Origin of the sequence: Pseudomonas sp. 382 (assembly GCF_002759075.1) — a bacterium.
Lineage (GTDB): Bacteria > Pseudomonadota > Gammaproteobacteria > Pseudomonadales > Pseudomonadaceae > Aquipseudomonas > Aquipseudomonas vlassakiae.
On the sequence record NZ_PEMX01000026.1, the window covers coordinates 37,801 to 61,163 of the forward strand.

A 23,363-nucleotide genomic window follows, 5' to 3' on the forward strand; every position below is an offset into this window, starting at 1 on the left:
ATCGCGGCAGTGAATAGAGGGGAGAGGGGTTACAGCTGGGTGGAGTACATTTGTACTCCTGCGGTCATTCGCTCTGATTTAGCGCGTTCCAGGCTCTGGTCAGGCCGGAGTGATCAACCGCTCGGGCTTCTTTGTGGCAGTTGTCACAGCGGATGCTGTAGGGCAACTGCTGGCTGCTGTCGTGCCCGGTGTTGAAGCCTTGGCAGTTGTCGCAGCTGGTGCAACGGCTGGGCTTCTCTGGCTCACTCTGAGGTGTTACCGGCTCTGCGCTGGCGGATAGAGCGGCGTCGATACGTGGCTTGAAGTCTCTGATGTAGTGATACGGACTGTCATGCATATCGCGCAACAGGGACACCTGCTCGGCCAGCTGGGAGCGCAGCGCAATGTTCTTCAGCTGCTCTTTCCGAAGCCATTCATGCAATCGAGCGCGTGACGCCTCATAGGCTCCGACATGTTCGCGTAGCCGCTCAAGCTCGCCCTGTTTCTGCTCGGCTGGCTGGGTCAACGCCTCGGCGCATTTCTCCAGCAGTTCGCGTGCCAAGTCGCCTATGCCGTGTGGAACCAGCGCACCGCGCGCATCAAGCGATAGCAGCGCATCAATGCTCTTGATAAGTCCGTCAGTTTTCACGATTGCTTCTCCTGAGCCCGCCTCTGGCGTTCGGCGCTGCATTTGGTGTGGTTGCCGTGGGCTCGGCCCTTGCCGCAGATGTCGCAGCGGGCCGGCAGGTCTAGCGGCTGCATGGGGCAGCCGCGGATAACGGTCTTGCGGCGGAGGGCGGTCATTGCTGATACCCGTCCCGCTGCATCATGTGAGCCAGCTGCTCGTTGGTGATGGCGCGCTGGGGCCTGCGGTCTTTCACCGACCGGTGCTCGCCGCAGAACATCGTCCCGTCGGTGCGGGGCTGCTGGCATTCCCTGGCAGCACAGGACCGCTCTGGCTCAGCAGGCTCTGCCTGAATGGCAATCTTGCCTAGGGCCCGGACCAAGCGCTTGGCGTGTCCCAACTCCTGGCGCACCAGCTTCCGGCGCTCGATCAGCATCCAGGCGGCAAGGCAGTGCTCGCACTTGTACGGATCTCCATCTTCGAAGCTGAGGCCGCGCAACTCGTCTTTGATCTCGTAGTCATGCAAGCCGCGCTCCCTGTCCCAGTCGCCGCCGTCAGTGGTTTTCATCTTCAGAACCTGGTGCAGGTGATGGCGAACACGAGACCCATCCCACAGCCGGTCGTGGTCCTCTTGGCTTTGATGCCGGTACTCGCCATGGATGCTGCTTCCTTGATAGGCCTCAATGGTGATCGGGCACTTCTCCAGGTGAGCGACGATCCCTTTCTTGATAGCGCCCAGTTCGCCGGCTGCGCGCTCGTAGCGGGCAAGCGCGGCAACTGCGCGCTCGGCCAATGGTGGTTTGGTCTTCATGGTTGGCTCCGGAAAGCGCCGGCTGCCCGGCGCGGCATCGTCAGGCGTTGCTGACCTGGGAAACGCTCAACCCCACCGCAACCGGGCGAACCCAGATCGGCATGCTGCTGAGCATGAAGGTTTCGCCCTGGGCGGCCAGGAGCAAGGTGGTGCCCATCACGTGGGCGATGGCTTCCGCGGCTGCCGGCGGCACCGCGTTGCCGATGCGTTCGCGCCAGGCCTGATCGCTCAGGCCGTCGAGCTCCAGCTGTTCCTCGGGCTCGACCAGGCTTTGCAGGGCGGCCAGCTCCAGGGTGGTGAAGGGGCGGTGCCAGGTGCCGTCGAGCGATTCGATTACGCAGGTAAGCCGGTCATTGGCCTCGGGCAGGCGAGGGTCGGCGATGCTCCAACGCCCGTTGTCGTGCATGGCGCTGGCGGAAACGGCGCCGGCCTGGCCATTCCATGGCACCACGCCTTAATGTCCGCCGGTAAGGTAGGCATCGCCCTTGCTGCGTCGCATGCCTGGGCGCGGGTCCTGAACAGCGAAGGCGCCTTGGCCAGTAGTGCTGCCTGCAATGACGGTGCCGGCCGAGCTGGTGTAGGGGGTGACTAGGTATTTGCCGAAGCCCTGGCCCGCCCGGCGCGGGTCTGCAATACACTGGCCGCCGGCGCTCGGGGACTGCCCGCCCGTTACCACGCCCGCGTGGGTGTCCATCTTCACGATGCGGTACACGTTGTTGTGCCGAACGCCGCTCGGACGCGGGTCCGCAACGCTGAATGTGCCTTGTCCTGGGCTCTTGACGCCGATCACCGCGCCGCTGGTGTCCTGCCAACGCCGAACACCGTATTGCTGGTACTGCAGGGCACCAGCCTTGGCGCGGGGATCAGCCACCGAGAACTTGCCGTTGGTTGGTCCGCTGCGTGCCGCCACGGTGCCGGCTGCCTCTTGCCAGTCATGCACACCAAGGAAGCCATCGCGGAACTGCGGGACAATGATCAGATCGCGCAGGTATCCGTCCTCGATCGCCAGGTCGTTCAAGCTGCGCCAGTCCTTGCCGGCCTCGACCAGGGCCAGGCGAACCCAGGTCTTCCACTGCAGGGCTGGCACCCTGTGCATTGGGCCGGCCAGTTCGATATCGCCGGCCAGTGGCATGCGGCCGAGGATGTCGCCAACAGCACGCAGGCTCTTCTTCTCAGGCTCGTACAGGAACGGCGGCACCTTCTCGACGTGGCGGGCAACCAGGAGGAAGCGCTTGCGGCTCTGGGCCAGGCCGCCAATGACGCCGCAGTCGTGGGTGGTTTCGGCGACCGCGTAGCCGAAGTGGCTGAGCAGTGCGCCGATCTGGTCCAGCAAGTGCCGGCCGCGGCTGGCCAGGCGGGGGACGTTCTCGAACACCAGCAGCGGTACCGGATCATCCTTCCAGGCCTCGCCGAACAGCCAGATGCAGCGCAGCGTCAACTCGTTCAAGGCCTGGTACTTCGGAGTCATGCTCATGCTTTCGGACAGCAGCCCGCTGGCACCCTTGCATGGGGAGCTGATGAACACTGCATGAGGACGGCGGCCGCCGGCGGCGCGCCGGATATCCTCCGGAGTTGCTTCACGCCAGCCTGGTGGCGGCTCTTTGCCGTGGAAGCGGATGTATTGGTCGCGGGTGAACAGATCGATCAGCGTGCCTTTGACGCCGCTCAACCGCTCGAAGTCGGCCAGGCCAGCCGGGTCAACGTCCACGCCGCCAATGCATTCCCACTCGGCCTGCATGTTGCCGACGATTGGCTTGGCCTTGTTGAAACCCTTAGCGCCGCCGCCCAGGCCGCAGCAGAAGTGGAAGTGTGTCAGTTTTTTCTTGATCAGCATGCTGCCGTCCTTGAAGAGGTGGCGCCAGCTGGGCCGGCGCAGGCATGAAAAAGGGCGCCCGAAGGCGCCCTGTGGCTGTTGCTGTGGTGGGTTAGACGACTACTTCTTCCAGGGTGGCGGTGACCTTGTAGCTATGGTCGAGGGCCGATTCGCCTTCGGTTTCCACGGCAATGACCTGGTCATCGAGCAGGCGCAGCAGCAGGGTGGTTGCCTGATCGCTGCTCACCGCCAGGCGGCTCTGCACCCAGTGGGCCTTGAACGCCTTGCCGTTGGCCTTGAGCACGATCAGCTGCTTGGCGTCGTCGTAGTCGAAGTCGCCGAACTCCTTGCCCAGAGCGGTGCTACCGGCGCTGCCCTCGTCGAGGATCTTGTCGACCGGGTGCTGCTCGGCCTTGGTGATCACCTCGCGGCCACCGTTGGAATCAATGGGGGTAACCACGCCTTCGGCCTCCATCTTTTCGATCATCCGGGTCGCCCGGTTGTAACCGATCTTCAAGTGGCGCTGGATCGCCGAGGTCGTAGCGCGACGGGTTTCTCGCACGAAGATGATTGCTTCCTGATAGAGCGGGTCAGGTCCGTCTGGCTGCTCTTCTTCCTCTTGCTGCCTGTCCAGACCAGCACCGGCGATAATCTCCGATGCGCTTAGCGGCAGCTCATGCTGGTCGCGCTCCGGCTTCACGAAGTCAGTGCCCTCGTGGTAGTCATCCGGCGCCATCACCAGCAGGCAGAGATGGCCGGCGCTGTCGATCAGCTCTTTCCGGTTTGGCGCCTTGGCGTCGATGATCCCGGTAGCAGTCAGCTTCTTGGCATCAAACTTGACCTCTTTCATGGTCAGTTCGATGGTAGTGGCGCCTCGAGCGGCAATGATGCTCACGGCTGAGCGCACAACGTCGCTGGCCTTCTCGGTGATGCGGTCGATCACTTCCTGCTGGTCGTCTTCACCCAGGCGGGTGAACGGCATCTTGATATTGCGCAGTTCGAACAGCGCCGCTTCGACCAGGTCGTGCACCATCAGCTCGTGCGCCAGGACCATCGGCGAAACGCCGTGCAGGTAGGCGCGGTCGATGAACTCTTTGTGTTCAGCTTTCATTGGTGTTCCTCAGTACTTGGCGATCTCTTCCAGCTTCTTCTGCTGGGAAAAGGTCAGGTGAGTGCGGGGGCCATAGCGCTTGAAGCTGGCCCGCAGGTTTTCGACGAACTCTTGTTCCCAGGCGCCCGACGCGTGGAGATCCGCGGCGGCGAGCAGCGAGGTGAATTCCTCGACCCGGTCGTACAGTTCCTCCACGGTCTGGGCGGCCATTACGCAGCTGCCTTCGAGAGGCGAACGCCCTGGATGTGGTGGATAAGTGCGGTGCAAATGGATTCGAAGTCGCTGGCGCGGTACAGCTTGGCCGAGCGTTCCTGCGCAACCGCCTCGAAGCCCAGCGAAGCCAGGAAGTCGGCGGTGAGGGTGAAGCCCAGGCGGGCGCTGATGTCGCCCAGCTTGATGCGCTGGCCAGCGTCGGCTGCCGGCTGGGCCGCTGCCGGTGCGGTAGTGATCGGCGTGACTGCTGGTGCTGGGTCAGCTTGGGCGACCTGCTGCAAAGGCTTCTCATCGTCCCGCGGCAGCGCCTGCTGAACCTGTTCCTGCTGTTGAGCTTGCTGGCACGCCTGCTCGGCATCGCGCTTCTGCTGCTCGGCCTGCTCGTGGTCGTTGATGCGGACCTTGACCAGTGCCACCAGCGCATCGTTGTCCTTCTGCACCAGGTCCTGCGCGTCGTGGAACAGGAACTTGTGGTTGGCCGCCAGTTCGTTGAGGCTCGCCAGGTTGAGGCGGATCAGGTCGCCGATGCGGCTGGCTTCGATCTTCGCCCGGGCCAGCTCGGCGTCGGCCGACTCGTTCAGGCTGTCGATGGTGCGCTTGCCCTTGATGGCCTCGGCGAAGTTCGCGTGCACCTTCGGCATGCGGATCTTGCCGCCCAAGGTGGCGTCGATCTGGTCGATGTGCGCCTGCAGGGCCTTGGCCGCGTCCATGACGATCTCGGTGCGGATGCTGTCCTTGCGGGACTTGACCAGCTTGTCGAGTTCCAGGCGCTTGCGGCGGGCCTCGGCGGCGATGTCGTCGATGGCCTTGAACAGGGCGTCGATGCTCTCGGTCTGGCTGAGAGCGTGCTCTTTGGCTGCCTTGAGGCGGTCTTCGACATCGCCGCACCACTTCACGGTTTTCTCGGCGTCCGCGAAGTCCTGGTCGGTCTTGAGCTCGGTGTTGATGTTGCTGAACACCTCCAGCGCATGCGCCTTGAAGGCGTCCAGATTGCTGGCGGTGACCATGCCGGTCACCTCGATGCGCAGGGCTGGCAGTTGGTCAGGCGCAGCGCCGATTACCTCGACCTTGGATTCCTTGACCTCGAAGGCGCCCAGGTCTTCCTCGAACTGGGCCCAGCCAGCAACCAGTTGCTCGCGGCGCCCGGCCACCGGACGGTATTCCATGTGCACGAAGTTGTCGCGGGTGCCGTCCGAGCAGACAAAGATGACGCGCTCAGCGCCACTGACCAGCAACTGCTGTTCCAGCTGCCAGTAGTAATGCGGCTCCAGCTCGCCAGCGATCACTGCGGCAGCAAGGGTGGCGTTCCACAGCTTGTGCTCGAAGAGGGTGTCGCCGAGCATCGTTGCCCCGTCCATCGAGGCCAGCAGGTTCCCGCTGGTGCCGACGATGGGGTACAGCTCTTCGCCCAGCATTTCCTCGACCAGGGGGCGGGCAAGCTCTTCGGTGACGTGGCCACGGTCGAAGATGGCCTGCTGCTGGGGAGTCACCTCCGGCACGATGCCGGTCTTCTTCAACGCCAGCAGGTCGTTGCGGGTCTGATACTTCGAGGCGCCCATCATTGCGGGCGCCTCCGAAGCGGTGAAGTAGCTGGAGCGAAGGGCGTGCCACTCTGGCGTGCCTTGTTGGACGTTATGCACTTGCATCGGTGGCTTCTCCCTCAATGGCAGCCAAGGCGTGAATACGCTCGATCTGCGCTTCGGTGATGACGTATTTGCTGCTGATGGTCTTGATCAGGTGATCAGGGCTTGTGCGGCCGGCAGCGATCAAACCGCGCCACTGCTCACTGCTTTCGTCGAGCTTGCTGTCCGGGTAGGCCGGCAGCTGCTTCGGCTCGTCGGCCTTGCGCACGTGCGCCTGGTTCAGCTCGCGCTCAGTCGGCATGTCCTGCAGTTCTTCGGCCATCGGCATGCCGCGCAGCACGTCGGGAAACACGTCGCGCAGCGCGAAGGCCCGGGCGCGCAGCTGGCGCATGCGCTTGGGATACTGCGTCCAGGGGCCTTGCTTGCTGGCCAGGCCGGCCGCCTTGGCTTCGGTCTGGCTGAAGGTGCGGAACTGCTCTTCTTCGCCGCGACGCTTGACGCGGCAGGTGGCCGTTTCGCCATCGTCCGTCTCGTAGATGTACTCACAGAGCGGCGAGGACCGGACCAGGGCGATTACCGCGTCACCCCAGAGCGCTGGGCGCCCATTGATAACCGCGATGTTCTGCATGGCTTGCATGGGCTGCAGGCCCAGCTCCATGCCCCACTGAATGGCAACCAGGATGTTGCCGGGGTTGTTGGCGAAGTCCTTCGGCACGATGGTCGACTTGGACAGGTAGTCGGAGAATTTCAGCGCCTCTTCGATGTTTTGCGGCGCAAGGCTGAACGTTGGCTTGATGGCGAGATCGCTCATGGCGGGTTCCTATCGGGTGATGGCATCAGCCAGCCCGATCAGCACAAGCCAACCGGTCCAGCCAAGGAGTGAATTGAGGGCGCCGCGCCAGATCAGGTGGCGCCGCCGGCGTTGGGCTTGGGTCATGGCATTGGCAACTTGCCGTAGCCGGCTTTCTGCAAGCGATCAACCACATACCGGGCTTGGGTTGGGGTAATCATCGGGGTGACAAGCACTACGTCGATCATGGCCTGCATCTCGGCTTCAAGGCGTTCAGCCTCGGCCTGCTCTGGCGTGCGGACCATGGCAGCCTGAAAACAACAGCAAATGCCATAGGCCTGGTGTTCAACGGCGACCATACGTGTGTCACCGGTCATGAAGACCGCGCAGAGCGTGCAGTCGGCGCCGATGAACTGCTCGGCATCGGGCCATATCGGTAAGCCAATCTTCACGATGCGGACAGTGGATCCTACGGCAGGAAGTGAATTGCTCATGGAAACCTCACAACCACCATCTCGCCGCGGAAGCGGATCGTGGTGCCCAGTGGCAAGTCGCGGAACAGAAAAAAGCCCTGACGGTGCAGGGCTTCGACGATGAGCGGGAAGGTGGGGGCGATGACGCCCCGGCATTTGCTGGTCATGCGGCCTCCTTGCGGCGTTCGGCAATGCGCCGGATGCGTTCGCAGTAGTGTTTGAATTCGTCGGAATCGATGGCCTGCAGCGAGAAGTAGGCCACCACCAGGGTTTCAGCCTTGGCGTCTTCGACCGGGCCAGCGCTGGGGAGCAGCATCGTTTCGATGGCTCCCTCAATTGCGCTGACTGCGATGGTGTGCGGGGTCATGGCTCGCGGGCCTCTTCGGCTGCAGCCTGAGTGCCTGGCAGAGCGAACGGCGCCAGCAGGTCGCGGGCCAGCTGCACCAGAAGCTGCTGGGGATCAGGCACCGCCATGATCTCGACGGCCGCCGCCTTGGCATCACTGGGCAGCTTGCTCAGGGCTGCCAGCATCAGCCGGCCCAGCACCGTCTGGCTGCAGTCATCGCGCCCCAGTTCGCCCATGGCATGCTCGTCGACGGCCTGGGCAAAGCGTTCAAAGGTGATGCCGAAGGCCATGTCGCCGATTTTGAACGTCGCGTCGGCGCCGGCCAGCAGCTGCTCCGTCATATTCTCGATCCAGACGCGTTCTGCCTCGGCCTGGCCGTCATCCGGCGCAGGCTCAGCGTTGTCGTACAGGTACTGTGCTTTGCGAAGTGCGCCCATGTCGGTCTCCTTATTGGGTGTGTTGGTTCTGCATCGGTCTGGGGTCGTGAAGGCTGGGCAATCGACCGGTAATCCGCGTCGAGGTGGCCACCCCGCTGTTTGCTTGCAGCTCATCCGAACCCAGTCCGATGCAGCCTGGCGATGGGGGAACCAGGTGCACCGGGCCGTTTGTTCCGGCTGTCAGGGAAATCAGAACCAGACGCGGCGATCGAAGATGACCGCGGTGCCAGCGATGAATCCAAGCTGCTCGGGCTCAACGCCCGGGTTCTGCTTGAGGTAGTGGGCGCGGTAGATGTCCGTGGCCTTGTCATTGCGCGGTAAGCGCTTCAGCAGGCCTTCCTCATCGACGAACATGTCGGTGCCCTTGCCGTTGTGCAGCACGCCGACCTGCTCGAGGTCGCCGCCGTCGAGGTGAGGCACGATCAGGCTGCGCAGCGTTTGCAGCGTGGGCGCTGCCGGCAGGTCCATGTGCAAGTTCAGTTCGGTGCCATCCGGGCGGATGACGGTGTAGTTGGTGTTCATGTGGATGATCCTCGGTCGATTTCCCGCTGCACCCGTCACCAGGTGCAGAAGTGAAATGTTCCGTGGAGCTGGGCCGCTGTTACACGCCACCTGCGGACTGGGCGATGACTTGGTTCGGGGGCCCTTTGGGCCCAACAGCCGACCACGCTGCGTGCTGTCGGCTCTCATTTATGCGGTGCTCGACGCTGCGCACCCGGGGTGAGGCTTCCCCTGTACCGGATAGGCTCCGGCTCGCTGCCATGACCTGCGCAAATTTTGCGTAGTGCGCAAGTCATGGTTTGCATTATGCGCAAATTTCTATTTGCGTCAAGCGCAAAACAGAGTGAATGGGCAAAAAAAATCCCGCTCGATAGCGGGATTGTTCGGAAGAGGGCGTAATAGGCGCGTCAGGCGTCTTTACATTTTGGGTAGGCCTTTTGGAGTGCAGTGATTACCAGATTGGAGGCAGGCTCGGCCCAGCGCTCTGGATTCTGTCGTAGCCACTTGGCAACGATCGCTGCGTTCTGTCCGTTGGTGACCTCGGGCGGCGGACAGAACAATACTCCTACAGTTGCTTCAGCAACCCCTGCGGTGTAGCCCAAAAACATACCGCTGTTAAAGGTGGACTTCGTCGCACGCTCGTAATCAGGAATCCAGCCGATTAGATCGTTACCGGTAATCGACCATGCCGGCTGCGATAGTGCCGCGATTGATAGGCCCGCACAGGCTGCGATTTTCTTGATCATGTCCATCCCTAGAGCCCCGTCATCTTGGCATCGATCACACGCCCAATGAATCGGCAGTTGCCGTCGATCTCGATAGTACGATAGCCCGGATTGAGCGGGCGTAGGTACTTGATGCCGGCGTCTTCGACGTACTGCTTGAAGGTTTTCTCGCCGCTGTCGAGCATTTCCACAACGTAGTACTTGCCATTGATCACGTCAGCCTCGGGCCTGACCAGGATCAGCGAGCCGGCGGGGAAACTGGGGTTGCCCAGGCAAGTCATCGAGTCACCCTGGACCTTGAGCCAAAAGCCGATATCGGTAGCGTTTTCGGGGGAGGGGAACCACTCGTAGTCTGTCCCCAGGTTGCTTGGCGACTCTGTGAGGTCGCCGGCCTGCACCCAGCTGATCAACGGATACTCCTTGTGTTTCCGTGTGGGTTGCAGGGTGGAGGCGATGTTCGTCCCTTCGTCCAGCTGGCCCGATGGGCTCAAGCTGATCTCCAGCTCTTTCAGTACCTTGGCCAGCAGTTCCTTGCTTGCACCCTGCAGGCCGCGCTCCAGGCGCGACACGTTACCGGCATCAGTCCCGATCCGGTTGGCGAGTTCTTCAAGCGTCCAGCCCTTGGCCTTCCGCGTCTTTCTGATGATCTGTCCGATTTCCATGGCGGTGAATTCTTCTGTCCTGATGCGTAACGCGCAAAGCGCAATGCGCAAATTGTTCTTGCGCTTTATTTGCGTGATGCGCAAACTGATGCCGGAACCAATCCCTACAGAAGGCAGATGCCATGTCCCCGTTGAAACGAGCACGACTCTCCCGCAGCTGGACGCTGGCCGATGTAACGGCCCGCCTGGCTGCCCTGGGCGACCGCGTTGACTCGGGAAACCTCTCCCGTATCGAGCGCGGCGCGCAGAAGGCCTCCACCGCCCTGGCTGAAAAGCTGGTTCAGGTGTTTGAAGGCGACTTGACCGAGATCCACATCTTGTACCCGGAGCGTTTCGCCGGGACTGATGAAGTGGCGGCTTGATCATGTCGACGACCCAATTGAGCCAGGATCAGCTCGTAAGGGCACGCAAGAACATGGCCGTCCTCATGCAGCGACTTGCGTCCGTAGGAAACGGGCCGGTTGCAGTTGCAGTCGGTTGCGATGAGGCGACGATCAGCCGCATGAAGCCGGAGAAGTTCCAGCAGTTCAGCGAAATCCTCGCCGTGCTTGACCTGAAAATCGTCCCGACCGAGATGCGCTGCTTCAACCAGAGCGACATCGAAGCCATCCTCCACCAGGCCAAACGCTGGATGGAGCATGTGCAGCACGTCGATCAGCTGTACGACGAGGAATAGGGCATGCCCGCCTTCCAGATCAATGACGCAGAGTGGAGCGCGCTGGCCGATGAGCCAGCTGACGTGTTCAAGCTGTACTGCGCCATCCGCCGGTTTATGGACTACCGGACCGGTGTATCTGGTGTCGTTCGCCGATTGAGCGAGCAAATGTTCCGTGAAGAGCTGTATATTGCTCCCACGCGCGGGCGGCACGAGTCTGGATCCCCTACCAGGCAAAAGGTGCGCTCGCTGGTTGATCGCTTGATCAACATCGGTGCTGTAACCCCCATTGGACCCTTGGTTTTCCAGCTGCCACACGCGGACTGGGATGGTGCGTCCAAACGATCAGCAACCGATGAACAACCAGATCAGCAACCATATCAACAACCAATAGATGGAACGCCAGAACCCACGGAATACGCGGCCTCTAGCGATGACAACAACGGATCAGCAACCACATCAGAATCAGCCGAATCGCTGATCAGCAACCTACCTCCGATATCCGTTAATCCTATTCACTGTTTCTCGCGCGCGGGCTACTTCGCCATGCCGCTCGATGACTGGGGCCCCAACCCCAAAACCTTCAAGGCCATCGCCTTCAAGAACGCCGTGCCGGTGGCAGAGCTCACCGCGGAGCGCCTGGCCGCCTTCTGCTCGTACTGGTCCGTCAGGCCAGAGAAAGAGCAATCCCAAGCCCAGTGGGAATACCAACTGGTCGACTACCTGAAAAAACAACTCCAGTACGCCGCCAACAGCGAGGGCAAGGCCAATGGACACCCGCGAACTCCCCAAGCAGAAGCCAATCAACACCGCACCGGGCGTAAAGGCGCTGGTGCTCAAGGCAGTGGATACCGAAGCCAAAGTAATTCCGCTGTCGACCAGGTCCGCAACGCAATCGCCGATCGACGACAGGCCGAAGCTGCCGCAGCAACTGCTGGACAGCCTGTGGCTGAAGATGACCGAGATGTACGGCCACCGCTGGACGGCGAATTTTGGCGTGTCAGCTGATCAAGAACACAGCTGGGCGAAGATCCTGGGCGGCCTCACTGGCCGTCAGCTCGCAAGCGGCCTGCAGCAGCTGCTGGACCGTGCAACCGAATTCGACTGGCCACCGCCGGCGAACGTTTTCCGTGCGATGTGCCTGCATGTGCAAGGCCTTCCAACCATCGATCAAGCGTGGACCGAGGCCCTGATGGGCAAGTACAGCCACGAAGCGGTGAAGGTCGCAGCAGAAGCCACCGGCACGTTCGACCTGAGATCGGCCAAGCACAGCGACAAGAGCCTGCGCCAGCGGTTTGAGCGCAACTACGCCATCGTCCAGCGCCGCGCCCAGAACGCACAGCCCCTCGACGGCCGAATCGCCCAGGGCATCGAGCACGACAGCGGCATGAAGGCCCAGCTGGCTCGCTCCCATCAGGAAGCCCGCGACCTGGTCACCGCACAGAACATCCCCACAGATGGCAAGGCAGCACGTGCGCTGCTGCTGGCCAAGCTCGGCATTCGGAGAGAGCGCCATGCATGACGACAATCAACATCCGGTACGCGGAGATTTCGAGGCAAAACTGCTCAACCTGTACGAGCAAGCCGGCGCCAACGAGCCAAACCTGCGTTTCGAGGACGGCGCTTACGTCGACGCGATGATCCAGTCCGCCTGGTGGGGCTTCAAGACCGCCCACGACGAGAAGCATGGGCAATGCCTAGCCCTAGCCCGTGACGTATCGATCGCTCGCCGCCAGAAGTCGCAGTACTTCCGGGCGGTGAAGTGGTTCTTGGCCAATACCAAGATCGATCCGAAGGACGTGCCGGGGCCTGTGCGTCATACGCTGGTGTTCGTCGTGGGCCGGCTGATCGAGAAGGCCAAGCGTGCTGCTGGGGAGGTGGCCAATGGATGAGCTGAAGCCAGTTCAGTTCCTGGTACCAGGCGAACCCGTGGGGAAGGGCAGGCCACGTATTGGTCGCGTCGGCGGCCATGCCCGCATGTTCACGCCGCAGAAGACCGCCAGCTATGAGGGGCTTATTGCCCTGGCCGGTACCGAAGCCATGGCAGGCCGCATGCTGCTGGAGGGCGCCGTGATGGTCGAGATGCGCATTGTCCTGGCCATCCCTCAATCCATGTCGAAAAAGCGGAAGGCCATGGCCGTTGCCGGCGAGCTGTTCCCGACCAAGAAGCCCGACATGGACAACGTCATCAAGGCGATTTACGACGGCCTCAACGGCGTGGTCTGGAAAGACGACGTGCAAGTGGTCGACGCATTCGTGCGCAAACGCTACGGCGAAGTGCCTGGCGTGCACGTGCGCATCGTGCCTCTGGAGAGTGCAGCTTGACCCGTAACACAACGATCTACGCGGAACTACGCAAGGGGGCAGTATGAGACTTGGAAGCGCTCGTTTGGCGTGGCACGACGCCTACTACACGCCCTGGGACAGCGTCATGCACCACGGCCTGGAGGGGGCGAAGCTGGCCAAGCGCGGCTACGTGGCAAACGAAACCCGGCCCGAGCGCTGGGAGAACACGGCCAAGTGTGCCCACATGGCGCTGGCGGGGCGCATACAGCATGCCATCGCCAGCCTGCATCCAAGGTTCCAGGTGTTCGGTCACCACCTGTACGCCCCGGTGATCAGCACCGAGGTGTCGAACAACTGGGAAGAGTCAGCGGTCGAGCTGCTGGCCAGCTACGTGCACATGGCCTTGAAGGAGCGCGGTGAGAAGCGCACCTGCCTCCTGTACAGCCGCGAATACTGGGTCGTCCGCGGCGTCCTGGTCCGCTATCGGCACATGGTGCAGGGCGGCATGGGCGCCAACCCTGACCCTATGGCTGACCCATGGGTCTTCCGGCGCTGGCTGGCCGATAACCATGGCGTTGAGCTAGACAGCCGCAACTGGGCCAGGCAATGGGGATGGTTGGTGCAGATGATGTTCGATCAGGCCGGGATCATCGATGGCATGTGTCTGCGGCCAGTTGGTCGTGTGCTGAGTGAAGAGAGAGAAGCGGCTTGATGTATGATGTCAAAAACACATCAAGCAAGGACCGAAGATGTCAAACGCCCTGATTAGCTTTCAAACCAACCAAGACGATATCGAGCAACTCTGGCAGATACATGAGGATTATGCCGGTCAGGGTCCGGGAAGAAAGTACGGTGTCGAGGTGCTTAACAGATCTGTTGTCGTCTTCGTGACAGCCTGTTGGGAGTCATACGTTGAGGACCTAGCGCGGGAGGCTTTCGATTTTCTGCTAGCGAACGCAGCCGATTCGACCGCCATCCCATCGAAGGTCAAAAATTTTGCGGTATCTGAGATTCACAAGCAAAAAGACCCGAGCAAACTTTGGGATATCGCTGATCAAGGCTGGAGAGAAGTTCTGGCGCTGCACCGGGATGCGGTGATGACAAGGTGGTTAGGCGGATTTAACACTCCGAAGACTGGCCAGGTAAATGACCTTTTCTCAGAGCTTCTTGGTATCCCCAAGATAAGCAACAGCTGGAAGTGGAAGAAAATGTCGCCTGCAAGAGCTGAAGAAAAACTGGATGACTTCATTACGGTCCGGGGCAACATCGCTCACCGCATTCGCGATGAAGGGAATGTGGCCAAATCACTCGGCTTCCAATACCTGAGCCATGTGATTTCGATTGTTTATCGGACCGAGGCCAAGGTCGCTGAACATTTACATCAGGCAACTGGGGTTGCGCCTTGGGTACAGGCTTGACAGAGATGTGCAGTCATCGACGGCTTGTTCTTGATCCCAGTTGAGCGCGTTCTGAGCGAGGAGCACGAGACGGCGTAGGAACTTTGTTCTCGCGGCTACGGGCTGTAATATCGCATCGCCATGACGGCATAACGAAGGAGTGTGATGTGAGCGAAGATAATGCCCAAAGCCAAGAGAAAGCCCCAGTGGGCGATTGGCTGCTCAGGACTTGGATTGCCACTGCTGGAAAAGGAAACGGAGGCCTGGGGGTAACCATAACCACGGCAGCAGGATTGATCAGCGGTGTGTTGATCTCAGAAATGGAGTTCCTTGACGGGATCTCAGAAGGTTTGGCTGATGGGTTCAACGGACAAGGCGAAGCGTTCCGGGGTATGTTCGACCAGCTCCGTGAGCTAGATGGCAAGATGCCAATCACCCATATCCACCTGAAGCAGGCCAAGTTGCTCACTTCCAATGGCATGGCGGAGGTTGGGTTGAAGGGGTTGTGGCGTGGCGAGTTGACCGCCGTAATTGGTCACTCAGTTGGGCAATTCAGTCTCGCTTGACAGAACTGTGCGGGTTTCGGCATGATTTCCCCACTGTGACAAGCAGCACCCAAACCAAAGAAGCCCGCCACTGAGCGGGTTTTTTGTTGCCTGCTAAACCATCCTCAGACCCCGCCACCGAGCGGGGTTTCGCGTTTCTGGAGGCCCCATGAATGCCCCAGGTAGGAGAAACCCCATGTCGAAACCGGAAGGCATCATCGAAGCTGTAGGCGCCTCCGTGGCGAATAAGGGCATGCTCGTCGGCGCCACCACTGGCGTTGCCGGCTGGCTCACCCAGGTGAACTGGATTGGTGTCTCTGGCGTGTTGATCGCTGCCCTTGGCTTCCTGGTGAACACCTGGTTCCGTTGGCGCCAGGAGCAGCGCGACATCGCTGACCGCCAATCCCGCGAGCTGCGAGAGGCTGCCGAGAGCGCCGCCCGCATCGCCTTCTACCGTGAGCGCGTCGAAGTTGAGCGGCCGTAAGCGCATAGCCGTCTACCTGCTGAGCATTAGCGCCGCAGGCTTCGCCGCATGGCAGGCCAACGAAGGCTTCACCGACGTGGCCGTGATCCCCACGAAGGGCGACGTTCCAACCATTGGGCATGGATCCACCAGGTGGGAAGACGGCAGGCCAGTCAAGATAGGCGACACCATCACCCGCCAGCGCGCCGAGGTGCTGGCTCGCAACCTGAACAGCCAGGCCGAGAAGCAGTTTGCCGCCAGCCTGCCTGGCGTGAAGCTGCATCAGGAAGAGTTCGACCTGTACATGGACTTTGTTGGCCAGTACGGGATCGGCACCTGGCGCGCAGGCTCCCCGCGCCGCGACCTGCTGGCTGGCAACTACGTCCAGGCCTGCAACGACCTGCTCAAGTACAAGTTTGCCGCCGGCTACGACTGCTCCACCCCGGGCAACAAGCGCTGCTGGGGCGTCTGGCAGCGCCAGCTCGATCGTCATGCCAAGTGCATGAAGGCACAGCGATGACCAAGTACCTGCTTGCAGCCATCGCTGGGCTTTCTCTCGTTACGATCCTGGCGTTTTGGCGGCTTGACCATGTCACGACAGAGCGTGACGCCAAATCGTCGCGTATCGAAGAGCTGGAAGCCTCCATTGAGTCGCGCAAGAACACCCAGCGTCTGCTGGCCCAGCTCGACACCGAACACACCCAGGAGCGCGAACGTGCGAACCAGACCAATGCCAGCCTTCGTGCTGATGTCGCTGCTGGCAAGCGCCGGCTGTCAGTCCTCGCCACCAGCTGCGCCGCAGGACCCGCCACCGCCACCGGCCTGGACCATGCAGAAGCGCGAGCCGAACTTGACCCAGCGGCTGCTGAACGAATTGTCGCCATCGCCAACGACGGTGACGACGCCATCCGCCAACTGAACGCCCTGCAGGACTACGTTCGCACGGCCTGCCAAGGAGCAGTGCAATGACCCAGTACCAAGTGAAAGATCCTGATGGCGTGGTGCACCGCATCGAGGCTGTCACCCACGTTCTCGACTCCAACGGTCTGACCCTGTACGCGTCGGCCGGCGTCGTCGTGGCGATCTTCCCCAAGTTCTCATGGATGCGTCAGCAGCAAGCAGTGGTCGTGGAATCCACCACCGGAGCTGAAGCCAGCGAATCCACCACCAGCGGCGAGGTTGTAGCCCCGGCCGCTACCGGTGAATAAGCCATGATCGAGAAGACCGCGCCAGACTGGGAGCGTATCGAGCAGCAGTATCGTGCTGGCGTTCTTTCCGTGCGGGAGATAGCAGCTGCTGGTGGTGTGTCCCATACCGCGATCAACAAGCGCGCCAAGGCGAATGGGTGGGATCGAAACCTCAAGGCAAAGATCCAGGCCAAGGCTGACGCGCTGGTTTCCAAAGCCGAGGTTTCCACCGAGGTTTCCAAAGAAACGCTGGCAACCGAGCGCGGGATCGTTGAGGCGAATGCGCAGGTCATCGCCAATGTCCGCATCAGCCACCGGACTGACATCGGGCGCTATCGCAAGCTGGCCAACAGCCTGCTGGAAGAGCTTGAAGGCATGACGGACAACAAGCAGTTGTTCGAAGAGCTCGGCGAGATTCTGCACAACCCAGAAGACACTAGGCTGAGTGATGCGTATCACAAGGTTATTGCACTGCCAAGTCGAACCAAGACCCTGAAAGACCTGGGCGACACGCTCAAGGTGCTGATCGGCCTGGAGCGTCAGGCGTACAGCATCGACGAAGAGCAGCCGGTCGATGACCGCAGCAAACTGACGGAAGAAGAACTTGATCGCCGAATTGCCAAACTCCAGGGCGTCGCGGGCTGACAAGCTCGAACTGCTCGCTCTGCTGGAGGAGAAGGCGCGAAGAGATGCGCAACGGCAATACCTGCTGCAGTTTGAATCGCTCTACGAATGGCAGCTCAAGTTCGTTCGGGCTACCGCCGAGTTTTCGTCATGCATGCTCATGGCGGCGAACCGGGTGGGTAAGACCCGCACCGGGTTGACGATCGACGCAGTGCACCTGTTGGGTGACTACCCGGATGACTGGGATGGCCACCGCTTCGAAACAGCACCGCTGTGCTGGTTGCTGGGGTTCTCCATGGAGAAGACCAGGGACTTGCTGCAAACACCGCTGTTCGGACGTTTGGAGGCCGGCAAGTGGACTGGCGGTCTGATTCCAGCTGATCGGATCGTTGACTGGCGATCAGCGACGGCTACAACCGGGGCAATGCGCGAGGTCAGGGTTCGGCACGCAACCGGCGATATCGCCACGGTGCAGTTCTGGTCCTACAGCCAGGGCCAGCACGCAATCATGGGCGACAGCGTCGACTGGTATCACATCGACGAAGAGCCCGAAGACAAAGAGATCTACCCGCAGGTCATCACCCGGACAGCCACGGGCGACCGCGGTCGAGGTGGGCGGGGAATTCTGACCTTCACGCCTGAGAACGGGCGAACCGAGCTGGTCGTCAAGTTCATGGATGACCCGGGCGAAGGCCAGTACATGCAGCGCGCCACCTGGGATGACGCGCCGCACCTATCGGAAAAGACGCGCCGCGAGTTGCTTGCCGCTTACCCGGCCTGGCAGCGCGATATGCGAACCAGAGGCGAACCATTGCTCGGCACCGGCCTGATCTTCGATTTCAGCGACGACGACATCAAGTGCGCGCCGTTCCCGTGCCCTGACCACTTCTGGGTCATCAACGGTTGCGACTTTGGTTGGGATCACCCACAGGCCCATGTGCAGCTGTGGATCGACATGGAGGCGGACATTGTCTATGTCGCCCATGCCTGGAAGCAGTCGAAGGTCACCCCAGTCACCGCTTGGGGCTCGGTCAAATCCTGGGCCCAGCACGTTCCCACGGCCTGGCCAAGCGACGGCCTGCAGTCCGAGAAGTCCTCGGGCGACGAGCAGAAGAAGGCCTATGTCGATGCCGGCTGGAACATGCTTCCCGAGCACGCCACCTGGCCAGAGGGCGGCGTAGGCGTTGAGGCCGGCATCGTCCAAATGTACGAGCGCATGACGACCGGGCGCTGGAAGGTGTTCAGCCACCTCAGCAGCTTCTTCGAAGAGAAGATGAACTACCACCGCGACGAGAAGGGCCGGATCGTCAAGCTTCAAGACGACATCCTGTCGGCGTCGCGGTACGCCTACATGATGCGCCGCTTTGCGCGTCAGCGGTTCCAGTGCAGGCCGGTCACGCACGGCACCCATCAATCACATTACGACCCATTCAACTGAGGACATTTCCCATGGGCGGAGCAGTCAAGAGCGTGGCCAATGTTGCCACCCTGGGCCTGAGCAATGCTGTGCTCGGCGATTCCTTCGACACGCCGAAGACCAGCACCACCACGGCAGACGAGGTGAAAAACAACGACGTGTCCACTGCGGACGCCGAGGGCAACGCCGCTGACAAGCGCCGCCGGGCCAAGGCCGCCGGTCTCACCTCGACCATCTTGGGCGGGGCAAGCGCCGCTGCAGCGCCGACCGCCACCAAGACCCTGCTGGGGCAGTGACCATGGCCGACACTCTGCGCCAGAGGGCCGAGAAGCGGCTCGGCATGCTCAACAACGAGCGCACGTCGTGGGAGACGAACTGGCGAGAGCTGTCCGACTTCATTCAGCCGATGCGCTCACGCCTACTGGGTGATAAGCAGTCCAACAAGGGTGACAGGCGTAACGGCAAGATCATCAATAACGAGGCGACCGAGGACAGCGGTGCACTCGCTGCCGGCATGATGTCGGGCCTCACCTCGCGCTCGCGCCCATGGTTCAACCTGGTGGTGCAGAACAAGCAGGCGATGGAGTTCGGCCCGGTCAAAGACTGGCTGTTTGAAGCCTCTGAGCGCATGCGCGATGTGCTGCTGCGCTCCAACTACTACAACTGCCAGCACGTTTCGTACCTGGAAATGGGCGTGTTCGGCACTGGCGCAATCTGGATTGACGCTGACCCGCGCACGGGCATTCGCTGCGAGGTGTTCACCGCCGGCGAGTACTACGTTGCAAACGGCGCCGACGGCAAGTGCAACACCTTCTACCGTGAGTTTCAGCTGACCGCGGCGCAGATGGCTGAGCGGTTCGGCAGGGAGAATCTGAGCAACCAGGCCAAGAGCGCTCTGGATAATTCGCAACAGGACCAGTGGTTCGATTGCGTGCAGATGGTCGAGCCCAACGCCGATCACGTGCCCGGGTCAAAGGTAAGCAAGAAGCTGCCGTTCATTGGCCTGGTGTGGGAGAAGGCAGCGCCATCTGAGAAGGTGCTTGAACAGAAGGGTTTCCATGAATTCCCGGTAGCCGTTATGCGGTGGGATGCACTGCCTGGCGATTGCTACGGTACTGGCCCAGGCCGCCGCTGCCTTGGAGACATCAAGGCCTTGCAGCTGTACGAGCGCAACTCGGCCCGCCTGGTAGAGACTGGGGCGAACCCAGCCATGCAGGCGCCTGCAAGCCTGCGCGGACAGCCAAGCTCAACAACGCCCGGCTCGATCACCTACGTTGACCAGGTTGGCGGCCAGAACCAGATGGCGCCGATCTACGAGCCGAGCGCTCAGTGGCTTGCCGCGATCGAGGCCAAGATCGCCCGCCATGAGGCCCGAATCAGGCGCTCCTTCTACACCGACCTGTTCCTGATGATCAGCCAGATGGATGACGTCAGGACCGCGACCGAGATCAACGCCCGGCGCGAAGAGAAGATGGCCATGCTCGGCCCTGTGGTTGAGCGCGTCGACTACGAAGGCCTGGACCCAATCATCGAGCGCGTGTTCGGCATCATGCTGCGCCAGTCGATGCCTATCTGGGCCGGGATCGTCGAAGGGGAGCCGCTGCTACCTGAGCCGCCAGAAGAGATCGGCAACACCGTGGTCGAGGCGGATTACATCTCGATCCTGGCCCAAGCGCAGAAAGCCTCGGCTGTCACCGGCTTGGAGCGCATCGCCTCCACCATCGGCAACCTGTCGGCAGCGTTTCCCGAAGTACGCGACAAGTTCGATGCCGACCAGTGGGTGGACGAATACGGCGAGGCCATCGGTGTCGTGCCTACCGTCATCCGCGGCGACGAAGAGGTCGCCGCCATCCGCGAGCAGCGCGCCCAGCATCAGCAAGCAGCCGAAGCTCAGCAGGCCCTGGCCAATGGGGTGCAGGCCGCCAAGCTCCTGTCCGAAACCCAGATCACGGGCGACAACGCGCTCGGCCAGATCCTCGGAGCCTAAATGTTCGACGACGACGAAATCCTGCAGCAACAGCAGGAGGAAGCGGAGCGCCTGAAGAAAAGGCGCCGCCGCGATGACATCCAGTGGCTGATGGGCGACCAGCGCGGTCGTCGCATTGCCTGGAAGCAGCTTGTGGACTCTCGCTTCGAGGCCCGTTCAACCCTCTTTGACACCCACGGCGGCCGGCAGAACTACTACCTCGGTATGTACGAGGTTGGCCGCCAGCTCTCAGACGAACTTCGAGACCTGTGCCCTGAGCAGTACCTGCTCATGGTGCGGGAAAACACACCTAAACCCGATGAGGTTTCCCCATGATCGATGCAGTCGATACCGCCACCACTACCGCAAGCGGGACCGAGAGTGCGACGTCTCAGGCCGTGACCACCGAGCAGCAGCCCGCTGCCACGGAGCAGGGCCAGCAGCAAGCCCAGCAGCAACAGCAAGAGCAGGCCGCCAAGCCTGCGCCGCCGGAAGCCTACGCCTTCTCCAGCTTGCCCGAAGGCTACTCCATCAGCGAAGAGCAGCTGGCCGCATTCTCGCCAGTGCTGAAGGAGCTGGGTCTGACCCAGGAACAAGCCGACAAGCTCGTCGCGTTCGACGCCCAGCGATCCCTGGCAGCCCAAGAGGCCAGCCAGCAGCAGGCCGTCGAGTTCCGCAACAAGCAGGTCGGCGAATGGGAAACCGCTCTGCGCAGTGACGCCGTGTTCGGCGGCGCCAACTTCGACGCCAACGTCGCGGTAGCGCAGCAGTTCCTTACCGACTTCGGATCCCCTGAGCTTTCCGCCTTCCTCGCGGAATCTGGCCTGGGATCACACCCCGAAGTGGTTCGTATGTTCCACAAGGCAGGCAAAGAGCTGGGCGAGGGCAAGCTGCACCGCACCACCACCGAAGTGCCGAAAGCCGAAATGACCATCGTTGATGCCTTCAAGTAAGGCCAAGGAGTAACAAGTGGCAATCCTCACCTCTACCATGCCCACGCTGATCGACAAGTTCAGCCGGGAAGACAGCACCAAGAAGATCATGAAGATCGTCGAGCTGATGGCAAAGCAGAACGACATTCTCATGGACGCCGAGTACATGGAGTGCAACGACGGCTCCAAGCACAAGACTACCATGCGCTCGGGTATCCCTGAGCCGACCTGGCGCATGTTCAACCAGGGCGTCCAGCCAAGCAAATCGACCACCGTCCCGGTGCTGGACACCACCGGCATGATGGAAGACTACGGCCTGGTAGACAAAGCGCTGGCTGACCTGTCCGGCAACGCCGACGCGTTCCGTGCCTCCGAGAACCTGGGCAAGCTGCAAGGCTTCAACAACAAAGCCTCCCGCTACATGTTCTACGGCAACTCGCAGACCGAGCCGCAGGCCTTCCTGGGCCTGACCCCGCGCTACAACTCGCTGGCCGCAGAATCGGGTCGCAACATCGTTGATGCTGGTGGCACTGGCTCCACCAACACCTCGATCTGGTTCGTGACCTGGGGCGAGCTGACCACCCATCTGCTGTATCCGAAGGGTAGCGTGGCCGGCTTCCAGCACCGCAACCTGGGTGAAGACACCGTCAAGGACGACGTAGGCGGCGAGTTCCAGGCCTATCGCGACCACTTCAAGTGGGACATCGGTATGTCGGTTCGTGACTGGCGCGCAAACGCCCGCGTGGCGAACATCGATGTCACCACCTTGACCTCGGACGCGGCGACCGGTGCCAAGCTGATCGAGAACATGATCAAGGCCTACTACCTGCTGGATAACCCCATGCAGGGTGAAGGCAAGACCGTGATCTACGCCAACCGCACCATCCAGACCTTCCTGCACCTGCAGGCGATGAACTCGAAGAACGTCAACCTCACCCTGGGCGAGTACGCCGGCCGCAAGATCCCGGAGCTGCTTGGCATTCCGATCAAGCGCTGCGACGAACTGCTCAACACCGAATCCCGCGTGGTTTAAGGAGATCATCATGCTTTTCGACAAGAAGCTGCTCATGTCGAACGCCCAGGCGATCACCGCCTCGTCGACTTCGACCGACATCATCGACCGTGGCGACCAGAAAGACGTGGGGCGCGCCGGCGATATCCCGCTGTGCATCCAGGTGGTCGAGGCGTTCAACACCCTGACCAGTCTGACCATCGAGATGCAGGCTGACGACAACTCGGCGTTCAGCTCGCCGCGCAGCCTGTTTTCGGTGGTGGTGCCGCTGGCTGACCTGAAGGCTGGCTACCAGACGCCGATCATCACACTGCCGCAGAAGACCGAGCGTTATCTGCGCATGAACTACACCGTTACCGGTACCGCGCCAACTACTGGCAAGGTCACTGCCGGCATCGTCGCAGGGGTACAGACCAATGGTTAATCGCTATCGCGTCACTGAGCGCTCTTTCATCAACGGCGCGCTGCTGGAAGTTGGTGCGGTCGTCTCGCTGATGATCGACTCGCCAGGCTCCAACCTTGAACTGCTGGATCCTCCAGCCGACACCAGCGGCGGCCAGAGCAATACGACTGCTGCCTTCGCGCCAAAGCACAACGGTGGTGGCCGCTGGATCGTTGTTGACGCGTCTGGCGAGAAGGTTGGCGAGTTCATTGGCGCCAGCAAGGAAGAAGCGCAGGCCGAGGCCGATCGACTGATTGCGGGTGGCGAGCCACTGGTTAAACCAGCCGACACCAGCGGCGGCCAGAGCAATACCTGATCCAGCGCCAGCATCTATCAAGGGCCCTTCGGGGCCCTTTTTCATGGAGTCA

At 61.5% G+C, this 23,363-nt stretch carries 35 protein-coding genes and 1 pseudogene; 22 read left to right on the forward strand and 14 right to left on the reverse strand.

The window, feature by feature from the left end; translation table 11 throughout:
* Positions 1-64: 64 nt before the first annotated feature.
* The 14 genes and pseudogenes from CQW31_RS22975 to CQW31_RS23035 form a co-directional block, all read right to left on the reverse strand.
* Positions 65-670, reverse strand: a complete 606-nt coding sequence (locus CQW31_RS22975) for a hypothetical protein (RefSeq protein ID WP_176506147.1) — start codon at positions 668-670, stop codon at positions 65-67.
* Positions 671-779: 109 nt separating this feature from the next.
* Complete coding sequence (locus tag CQW31_RS22980; protein WP_099815469.1) at positions 780-1,415, reverse strand: hypothetical protein; 636 nt, start codon at positions 1,413-1,415, stop codon at positions 780-782.
* A 40-nt stretch (positions 1,416-1,455) separates the two neighbouring features.
* A pseudogene (locus CQW31_RS22985) lies at positions 1,456-3,249 on the reverse strand (DNA cytosine methyltransferase).
* A gap of 91 nt (positions 3,250-3,340) precedes the next feature.
* Positions 3,341-4,339, reverse strand: coding sequence for a DNA translocase FtsK (locus CQW31_RS31975; protein ID WP_099815470.1), 999 nt, complete (start codon positions 4,337-4,339; stop codon positions 3,341-3,343).
* Between the two features lie 9 nt (positions 4,340-4,348).
* Positions 4,349-4,549 (reverse strand): hypothetical protein, encoded by a 201-nt coding sequence (locus tag CQW31_RS22995; RefSeq protein WP_099815471.1) that lies wholly within the window; start codon positions 4,547-4,549, stop codon positions 4,349-4,351.
* Positions 4,549-6,198, reverse strand: a complete 1,650-nt coding sequence (locus tag CQW31_RS23000; protein ID WP_099815472.1) for a YqaJ viral recombinase family protein — start codon at positions 6,196-6,198, stop codon at positions 4,549-4,551. Before CQW31_RS23000 ends, CQW31_RS22995 begins: the two co-directional genes overlap by 1 nt.
* Positions 6,185-6,946, reverse strand: coding sequence for a recombinase RecT (locus CQW31_RS23005; RefSeq protein ID WP_099815473.1), 762 nt, complete (start codon positions 6,944-6,946; stop codon positions 6,185-6,187). Before CQW31_RS23005 ends, CQW31_RS23000 begins: the two co-directional genes overlap by 14 nt.
* Positions 6,947-7,068: 122 nt before the next feature.
* Complete coding sequence (locus tag CQW31_RS23010) at positions 7,069-7,419, reverse strand: hypothetical protein (RefSeq protein ID WP_143524248.1); 351 nt, start codon at positions 7,417-7,419, stop codon at positions 7,069-7,071.
* Positions 7,416-7,565, reverse strand: coding sequence for a hypothetical protein (locus CQW31_RS31375; RefSeq protein ID WP_176506149.1), 150 nt, complete (start codon positions 7,563-7,565; stop codon positions 7,416-7,418). The genes CQW31_RS23010 and CQW31_RS31375 overlap by 4 nt, the downstream gene beginning before the upstream one ends.
* Positions 7,562-7,765 carry a hypothetical protein gene (locus CQW31_RS23015; RefSeq protein ID WP_099815475.1) on the reverse strand — a complete coding sequence of 68 codons (204 nt, stop codon included), beginning with the start codon at positions 7,763-7,765 and terminating at the stop codon, positions 7,562-7,564. Before CQW31_RS23015 ends, CQW31_RS31375 begins: the two co-directional genes overlap by 4 nt.
* The gene (locus tag CQW31_RS23020) at positions 7,762-8,181 is read right to left on the reverse strand and encodes a hypothetical protein (RefSeq protein WP_099815476.1); all 420 of its coding nucleotides are present in this window, start codon (positions 8,179-8,181) and stop codon (positions 7,762-7,764) included. The genes CQW31_RS23015 and CQW31_RS23020 overlap by 4 nt, the downstream gene beginning before the upstream one ends.
* 189 nt (positions 8,182-8,370) lie before the next feature.
* Positions 8,371-8,703, reverse strand: a complete 333-nt coding sequence (locus CQW31_RS23025) for a hypothetical protein (protein WP_099815477.1) — start codon at positions 8,701-8,703, stop codon at positions 8,371-8,373.
* A 386-nt stretch (positions 8,704-9,089) separates the two neighbouring features.
* Positions 9,090-9,428: a Rap1a/Tai family immunity protein gene (locus CQW31_RS23030; protein ID WP_143524249.1), complete on the reverse strand. Its 339-nt coding sequence runs from the start codon at positions 9,426-9,428 to the stop codon at positions 9,090-9,092.
* A gap of 8 nt (positions 9,429-9,436) precedes the next feature.
* Positions 9,437-10,213, reverse strand: a complete 777-nt coding sequence (locus tag CQW31_RS23035; RefSeq protein ID WP_236192323.1) for a LexA family transcriptional regulator — start codon at positions 10,211-10,213, stop codon at positions 9,437-9,439.
* Here CQW31_RS23035 and CQW31_RS23040 point away from each other — a divergent pair.
* The 22 genes from CQW31_RS23040 to CQW31_RS23140 all read left to right on the forward strand — a co-directional run bounded on the left by CQW31_RS23040 (position 10,192) and on the right by CQW31_RS23140 (position 23,311).
* Complete coding sequence (locus tag CQW31_RS23040) at positions 10,192-10,431, forward strand: helix-turn-helix transcriptional regulator (protein WP_099815480.1); 240 nt, start codon at positions 10,192-10,194, stop codon at positions 10,429-10,431. The two genes, CQW31_RS23035 and CQW31_RS23040, sit on opposite strands and share 22 nt — an antisense overlap.
* 2 nt (positions 10,432-10,433) lie before the next feature.
* The gene (locus tag CQW31_RS23045) at positions 10,434-10,745 is read left to right on the forward strand and encodes a CII family transcriptional regulator (protein ID WP_099815481.1); all 312 of its coding nucleotides are present in this window, start codon (positions 10,434-10,436) and stop codon (positions 10,743-10,745) included.
* 3 nt (positions 10,746-10,748) lie between these two features.
* Complete coding sequence (locus tag CQW31_RS30990) at positions 10,749-11,732, forward strand: DnaT-like ssDNA-binding domain-containing protein (RefSeq protein WP_143524250.1); 984 nt, start codon at positions 10,749-10,751, stop codon at positions 11,730-11,732.
* A complete protein-coding gene (locus CQW31_RS23050) occupies positions 11,722-12,246 on the forward strand; it encodes a hypothetical protein (RefSeq protein ID WP_236192324.1) in 525 nt (174 codons plus the stop codon). The genes CQW31_RS30990 and CQW31_RS23050 overlap by 11 nt, the downstream gene beginning before the upstream one ends.
* Positions 12,239-12,616, forward strand: a complete 378-nt coding sequence (locus tag CQW31_RS23055; RefSeq protein ID WP_099815482.1) for a hypothetical protein — start codon at positions 12,239-12,241, stop codon at positions 12,614-12,616. Before CQW31_RS23050 ends, CQW31_RS23055 begins: the two co-directional genes overlap by 8 nt.
* Entirely contained in the window at positions 12,609-13,049 is a 441-nt protein-coding gene (locus CQW31_RS23060) for a RusA family crossover junction endodeoxyribonuclease (RefSeq protein ID WP_099815483.1), read from the forward strand. The genes CQW31_RS23055 and CQW31_RS23060 overlap by 8 nt, the downstream gene beginning before the upstream one ends.
* 64 nt (positions 13,050-13,113) lie before the next feature.
* Positions 13,114-13,722, forward strand: a complete 609-nt coding sequence (locus tag CQW31_RS23065) for a hypothetical protein (RefSeq protein ID WP_099815484.1) — start codon at positions 13,114-13,116, stop codon at positions 13,720-13,722.
* 37 nt (positions 13,723-13,759) lie between these two features.
* Positions 13,760-14,428 (forward strand): HEPN domain-containing protein, encoded by a 669-nt coding sequence (locus CQW31_RS23070; RefSeq protein WP_099815485.1) that lies wholly within the window; start codon positions 13,760-13,762, stop codon positions 14,426-14,428.
* Positions 14,429-14,574: 146 nt separating this feature from the next.
* Positions 14,575-14,973, forward strand: a complete 399-nt coding sequence (locus tag CQW31_RS23075; RefSeq protein ID WP_099815486.1) for a hypothetical protein — start codon at positions 14,575-14,577, stop codon at positions 14,971-14,973.
* 175 nt (positions 14,974-15,148) lie between these two features.
* On the forward strand, positions 15,149-15,436 hold the full coding sequence (locus tag CQW31_RS23080; protein WP_099815487.1) for a holin: 288 nt from the start codon (positions 15,149-15,151) through the stop codon (positions 15,434-15,436).
* Complete coding sequence (locus CQW31_RS23085) at positions 15,423-15,935, forward strand: glycoside hydrolase family protein (protein ID WP_099815488.1); 513 nt, start codon at positions 15,423-15,425, stop codon at positions 15,933-15,935. Before CQW31_RS23080 ends, CQW31_RS23085 begins: the two co-directional genes overlap by 14 nt.
* Positions 15,932-16,384 (forward strand): lysis system i-spanin subunit Rz, encoded by a 453-nt coding sequence (locus tag CQW31_RS23090; protein WP_099815489.1) that lies wholly within the window; start codon positions 15,932-15,934, stop codon positions 16,382-16,384. The genes CQW31_RS23085 and CQW31_RS23090 overlap by 4 nt, the downstream gene beginning before the upstream one ends.
* Positions 16,381-16,623 (forward strand): hypothetical protein, encoded by a 243-nt coding sequence (locus CQW31_RS23095; RefSeq protein ID WP_099815490.1) that lies wholly within the window; start codon positions 16,381-16,383, stop codon positions 16,621-16,623. The genes CQW31_RS23090 and CQW31_RS23095 overlap by 4 nt, the downstream gene beginning before the upstream one ends.
* 3 nt (positions 16,624-16,626) lie before the next feature.
* The gene (locus CQW31_RS23100) at positions 16,627-17,247 is read left to right on the forward strand and encodes a hypothetical protein (protein WP_099815491.1); all 621 of its coding nucleotides are present in this window, start codon (positions 16,627-16,629) and stop codon (positions 17,245-17,247) included.
* Positions 17,207-18,664 carry a terminase large subunit domain-containing protein gene (locus CQW31_RS23105; protein ID WP_256587428.1) on the forward strand — a complete coding sequence of 486 codons (1,458 nt, stop codon included), beginning with the start codon at positions 17,207-17,209 and terminating at the stop codon, positions 18,662-18,664. Before CQW31_RS23100 ends, CQW31_RS23105 begins: the two co-directional genes overlap by 41 nt.
* An 11-nt stretch (positions 18,665-18,675) precedes the next feature.
* Entirely contained in the window at positions 18,676-18,939 is a 264-nt protein-coding gene (locus CQW31_RS23110) for a hypothetical protein (protein WP_099815492.1), read from the forward strand.
* A gap of 2 nt (positions 18,940-18,941) precedes the next feature.
* Positions 18,942-20,630 (forward strand): portal protein, encoded by a 1,689-nt coding sequence (locus tag CQW31_RS23115; protein WP_099815493.1) that lies wholly within the window; start codon positions 18,942-18,944, stop codon positions 20,628-20,630.
* Complete coding sequence (locus tag CQW31_RS23120) at positions 20,631-20,945, forward strand: hypothetical protein (protein WP_099815494.1); 315 nt, start codon at positions 20,631-20,633, stop codon at positions 20,943-20,945.
* Entirely contained in the window at positions 20,942-21,562 is a 621-nt protein-coding gene (locus CQW31_RS23125; RefSeq protein WP_099815495.1) for a peptidase, read from the forward strand. Before CQW31_RS23120 ends, CQW31_RS23125 begins: the two co-directional genes overlap by 4 nt.
* A 16-nt stretch (positions 21,563-21,578) precedes the next feature.
* Positions 21,579-22,574, forward strand: a complete 996-nt coding sequence (locus CQW31_RS23130; RefSeq protein WP_099815496.1) for a major capsid protein — start codon at positions 21,579-21,581, stop codon at positions 22,572-22,574.
* 10 nt (positions 22,575-22,584) lie between these two features.
* On the forward strand, positions 22,585-22,977 hold the full coding sequence (locus CQW31_RS23135; protein ID WP_099815497.1) for a Bbp16 family capsid cement protein: 393 nt from the start codon (positions 22,585-22,587) through the stop codon (positions 22,975-22,977).
* A complete protein-coding gene (locus tag CQW31_RS23140) occupies positions 22,970-23,311 on the forward strand; it encodes a hypothetical protein (protein ID WP_099815498.1) in 342 nt (113 codons plus the stop codon). The genes CQW31_RS23135 and CQW31_RS23140 overlap by 8 nt, the downstream gene beginning before the upstream one ends.
* Positions 23,312-23,363 lie beyond the last annotated feature (52 nt).

Bases quoted from the DNA above. Each gene is read 5' to 3' on its own strand.
- CQW31_RS22975 (WP_176506147.1), bottom strand. From the start codon at position 670: ATGCAGCGCCGAACGCCAGAGGCGGGCTCAGGAGAAGCAATCGTGAAA.
- CQW31_RS22980 (WP_099815469.1), bottom strand. From the start codon at position 1,415: ATGAAGACCAAACCACCATTGGCCGAGCGCGCAGTTGCCGCGCTTGCC.
- CQW31_RS31975 (WP_099815470.1), bottom strand. From the start codon at position 4,339: ATGAAAGCTGAACACAAAGAGTTCATCGACCGCGCCTACCTGCACGGC.
- CQW31_RS22995 (WP_099815471.1), bottom strand. From the start codon at position 4,549: ATGGCCGCCCAGACCGTGGAGGAACTGTACGACCGGGTCGAGGAATTC.
- CQW31_RS23000 (WP_099815472.1), bottom strand. From the start codon at position 6,198: ATGCAAGTGCATAACGTCCAACAAGGCACGCCAGAGTGGCACGCCCTT.
- CQW31_RS23005 (WP_099815473.1), bottom strand. From the start codon at position 6,946: ATGAGCGATCTCGCCATCAAGCCAACGTTCAGCCTTGCGCCGCAAAAC.
- CQW31_RS23010 (WP_143524248.1), bottom strand. From the start codon at position 7,419: ATGAGCAATTCACTTCCTGCCGTAGGATCCACTGTCCGCATCGTGAAG.
- CQW31_RS31375 (WP_176506149.1), bottom strand. From the start codon at position 7,565: ATGACCAGCAAATGCCGGGGCGTCATCGCCCCCACCTTCCCGCTCATC.
- CQW31_RS23015 (WP_099815475.1), bottom strand. From the start codon at position 7,765: ATGACCCCGCACACCATCGCAGTCAGCGCAATTGAGGGAGCCATCGAA.
- CQW31_RS23020 (WP_099815476.1), bottom strand. From the start codon at position 8,181: ATGGGCGCACTTCGCAAAGCACAGTACCTGTACGACAACGCTGAGCCT.
- CQW31_RS23025 (WP_099815477.1), bottom strand. From the start codon at position 8,703: ATGAACACCAACTACACCGTCATCCGCCCGGATGGCACCGAACTGAAC.
- CQW31_RS23030 (WP_143524249.1), bottom strand. From the start codon at position 9,428: ATGATCAAGAAAATCGCAGCCTGTGCGGGCCTATCAATCGCGGCACTA.
- CQW31_RS23040 (WP_099815480.1), top strand. From the start codon at position 10,192: ATGTCCCCGTTGAAACGAGCACGACTCTCCCGCAGCTGGACGCTGGCC.
- CQW31_RS23045 (WP_099815481.1), top strand. From the start codon at position 10,434: ATGTCGACGACCCAATTGAGCCAGGATCAGCTCGTAAGGGCACGCAAG.
- CQW31_RS30990 (WP_143524250.1), top strand. From the start codon at position 10,749: ATGCCCGCCTTCCAGATCAATGACGCAGAGTGGAGCGCGCTGGCCGAT.
- CQW31_RS23055 (WP_099815482.1), top strand. From the start codon at position 12,239: ATGCATGACGACAATCAACATCCGGTACGCGGAGATTTCGAGGCAAAA.
- CQW31_RS23060 (WP_099815483.1), top strand. From the start codon at position 12,609: ATGGATGAGCTGAAGCCAGTTCAGTTCCTGGTACCAGGCGAACCCGTG.
- CQW31_RS23070 (WP_099815485.1), top strand. From the start codon at position 13,760: ATGTCAAACGCCCTGATTAGCTTTCAAACCAACCAAGACGATATCGAG.
- CQW31_RS23080 (WP_099815487.1), top strand. From the start codon at position 15,149: ATGTCGAAACCGGAAGGCATCATCGAAGCTGTAGGCGCCTCCGTGGCG.
- CQW31_RS23090 (WP_099815489.1), top strand. From the start codon at position 15,932: ATGACCAAGTACCTGCTTGCAGCCATCGCTGGGCTTTCTCTCGTTACG.
- CQW31_RS23095 (WP_099815490.1), top strand. From the start codon at position 16,381: ATGACCCAGTACCAAGTGAAAGATCCTGATGGCGTGGTGCACCGCATC.
- CQW31_RS23100 (WP_099815491.1), top strand. From the start codon at position 16,627: ATGATCGAGAAGACCGCGCCAGACTGGGAGCGTATCGAGCAGCAGTAT.
- CQW31_RS23110 (WP_099815492.1), top strand. From the start codon at position 18,676: ATGGGCGGAGCAGTCAAGAGCGTGGCCAATGTTGCCACCCTGGGCCTG.
- CQW31_RS23115 (WP_099815493.1), top strand. From the start codon at position 18,942: ATGGCCGACACTCTGCGCCAGAGGGCCGAGAAGCGGCTCGGCATGCTC.
- CQW31_RS23120 (WP_099815494.1), top strand. From the start codon at position 20,631: ATGTTCGACGACGACGAAATCCTGCAGCAACAGCAGGAGGAAGCGGAG.
- CQW31_RS23125 (WP_099815495.1), top strand. From the start codon at position 20,942: ATGATCGATGCAGTCGATACCGCCACCACTACCGCAAGCGGGACCGAG.
- CQW31_RS23135 (WP_099815497.1), top strand. From the start codon at position 22,585: ATGCTTTTCGACAAGAAGCTGCTCATGTCGAACGCCCAGGCGATCACC.
- CQW31_RS23140 (WP_099815498.1), top strand. From the start codon at position 22,970: ATGGTTAATCGCTATCGCGTCACTGAGCGCTCTTTCATCAACGGCGCG.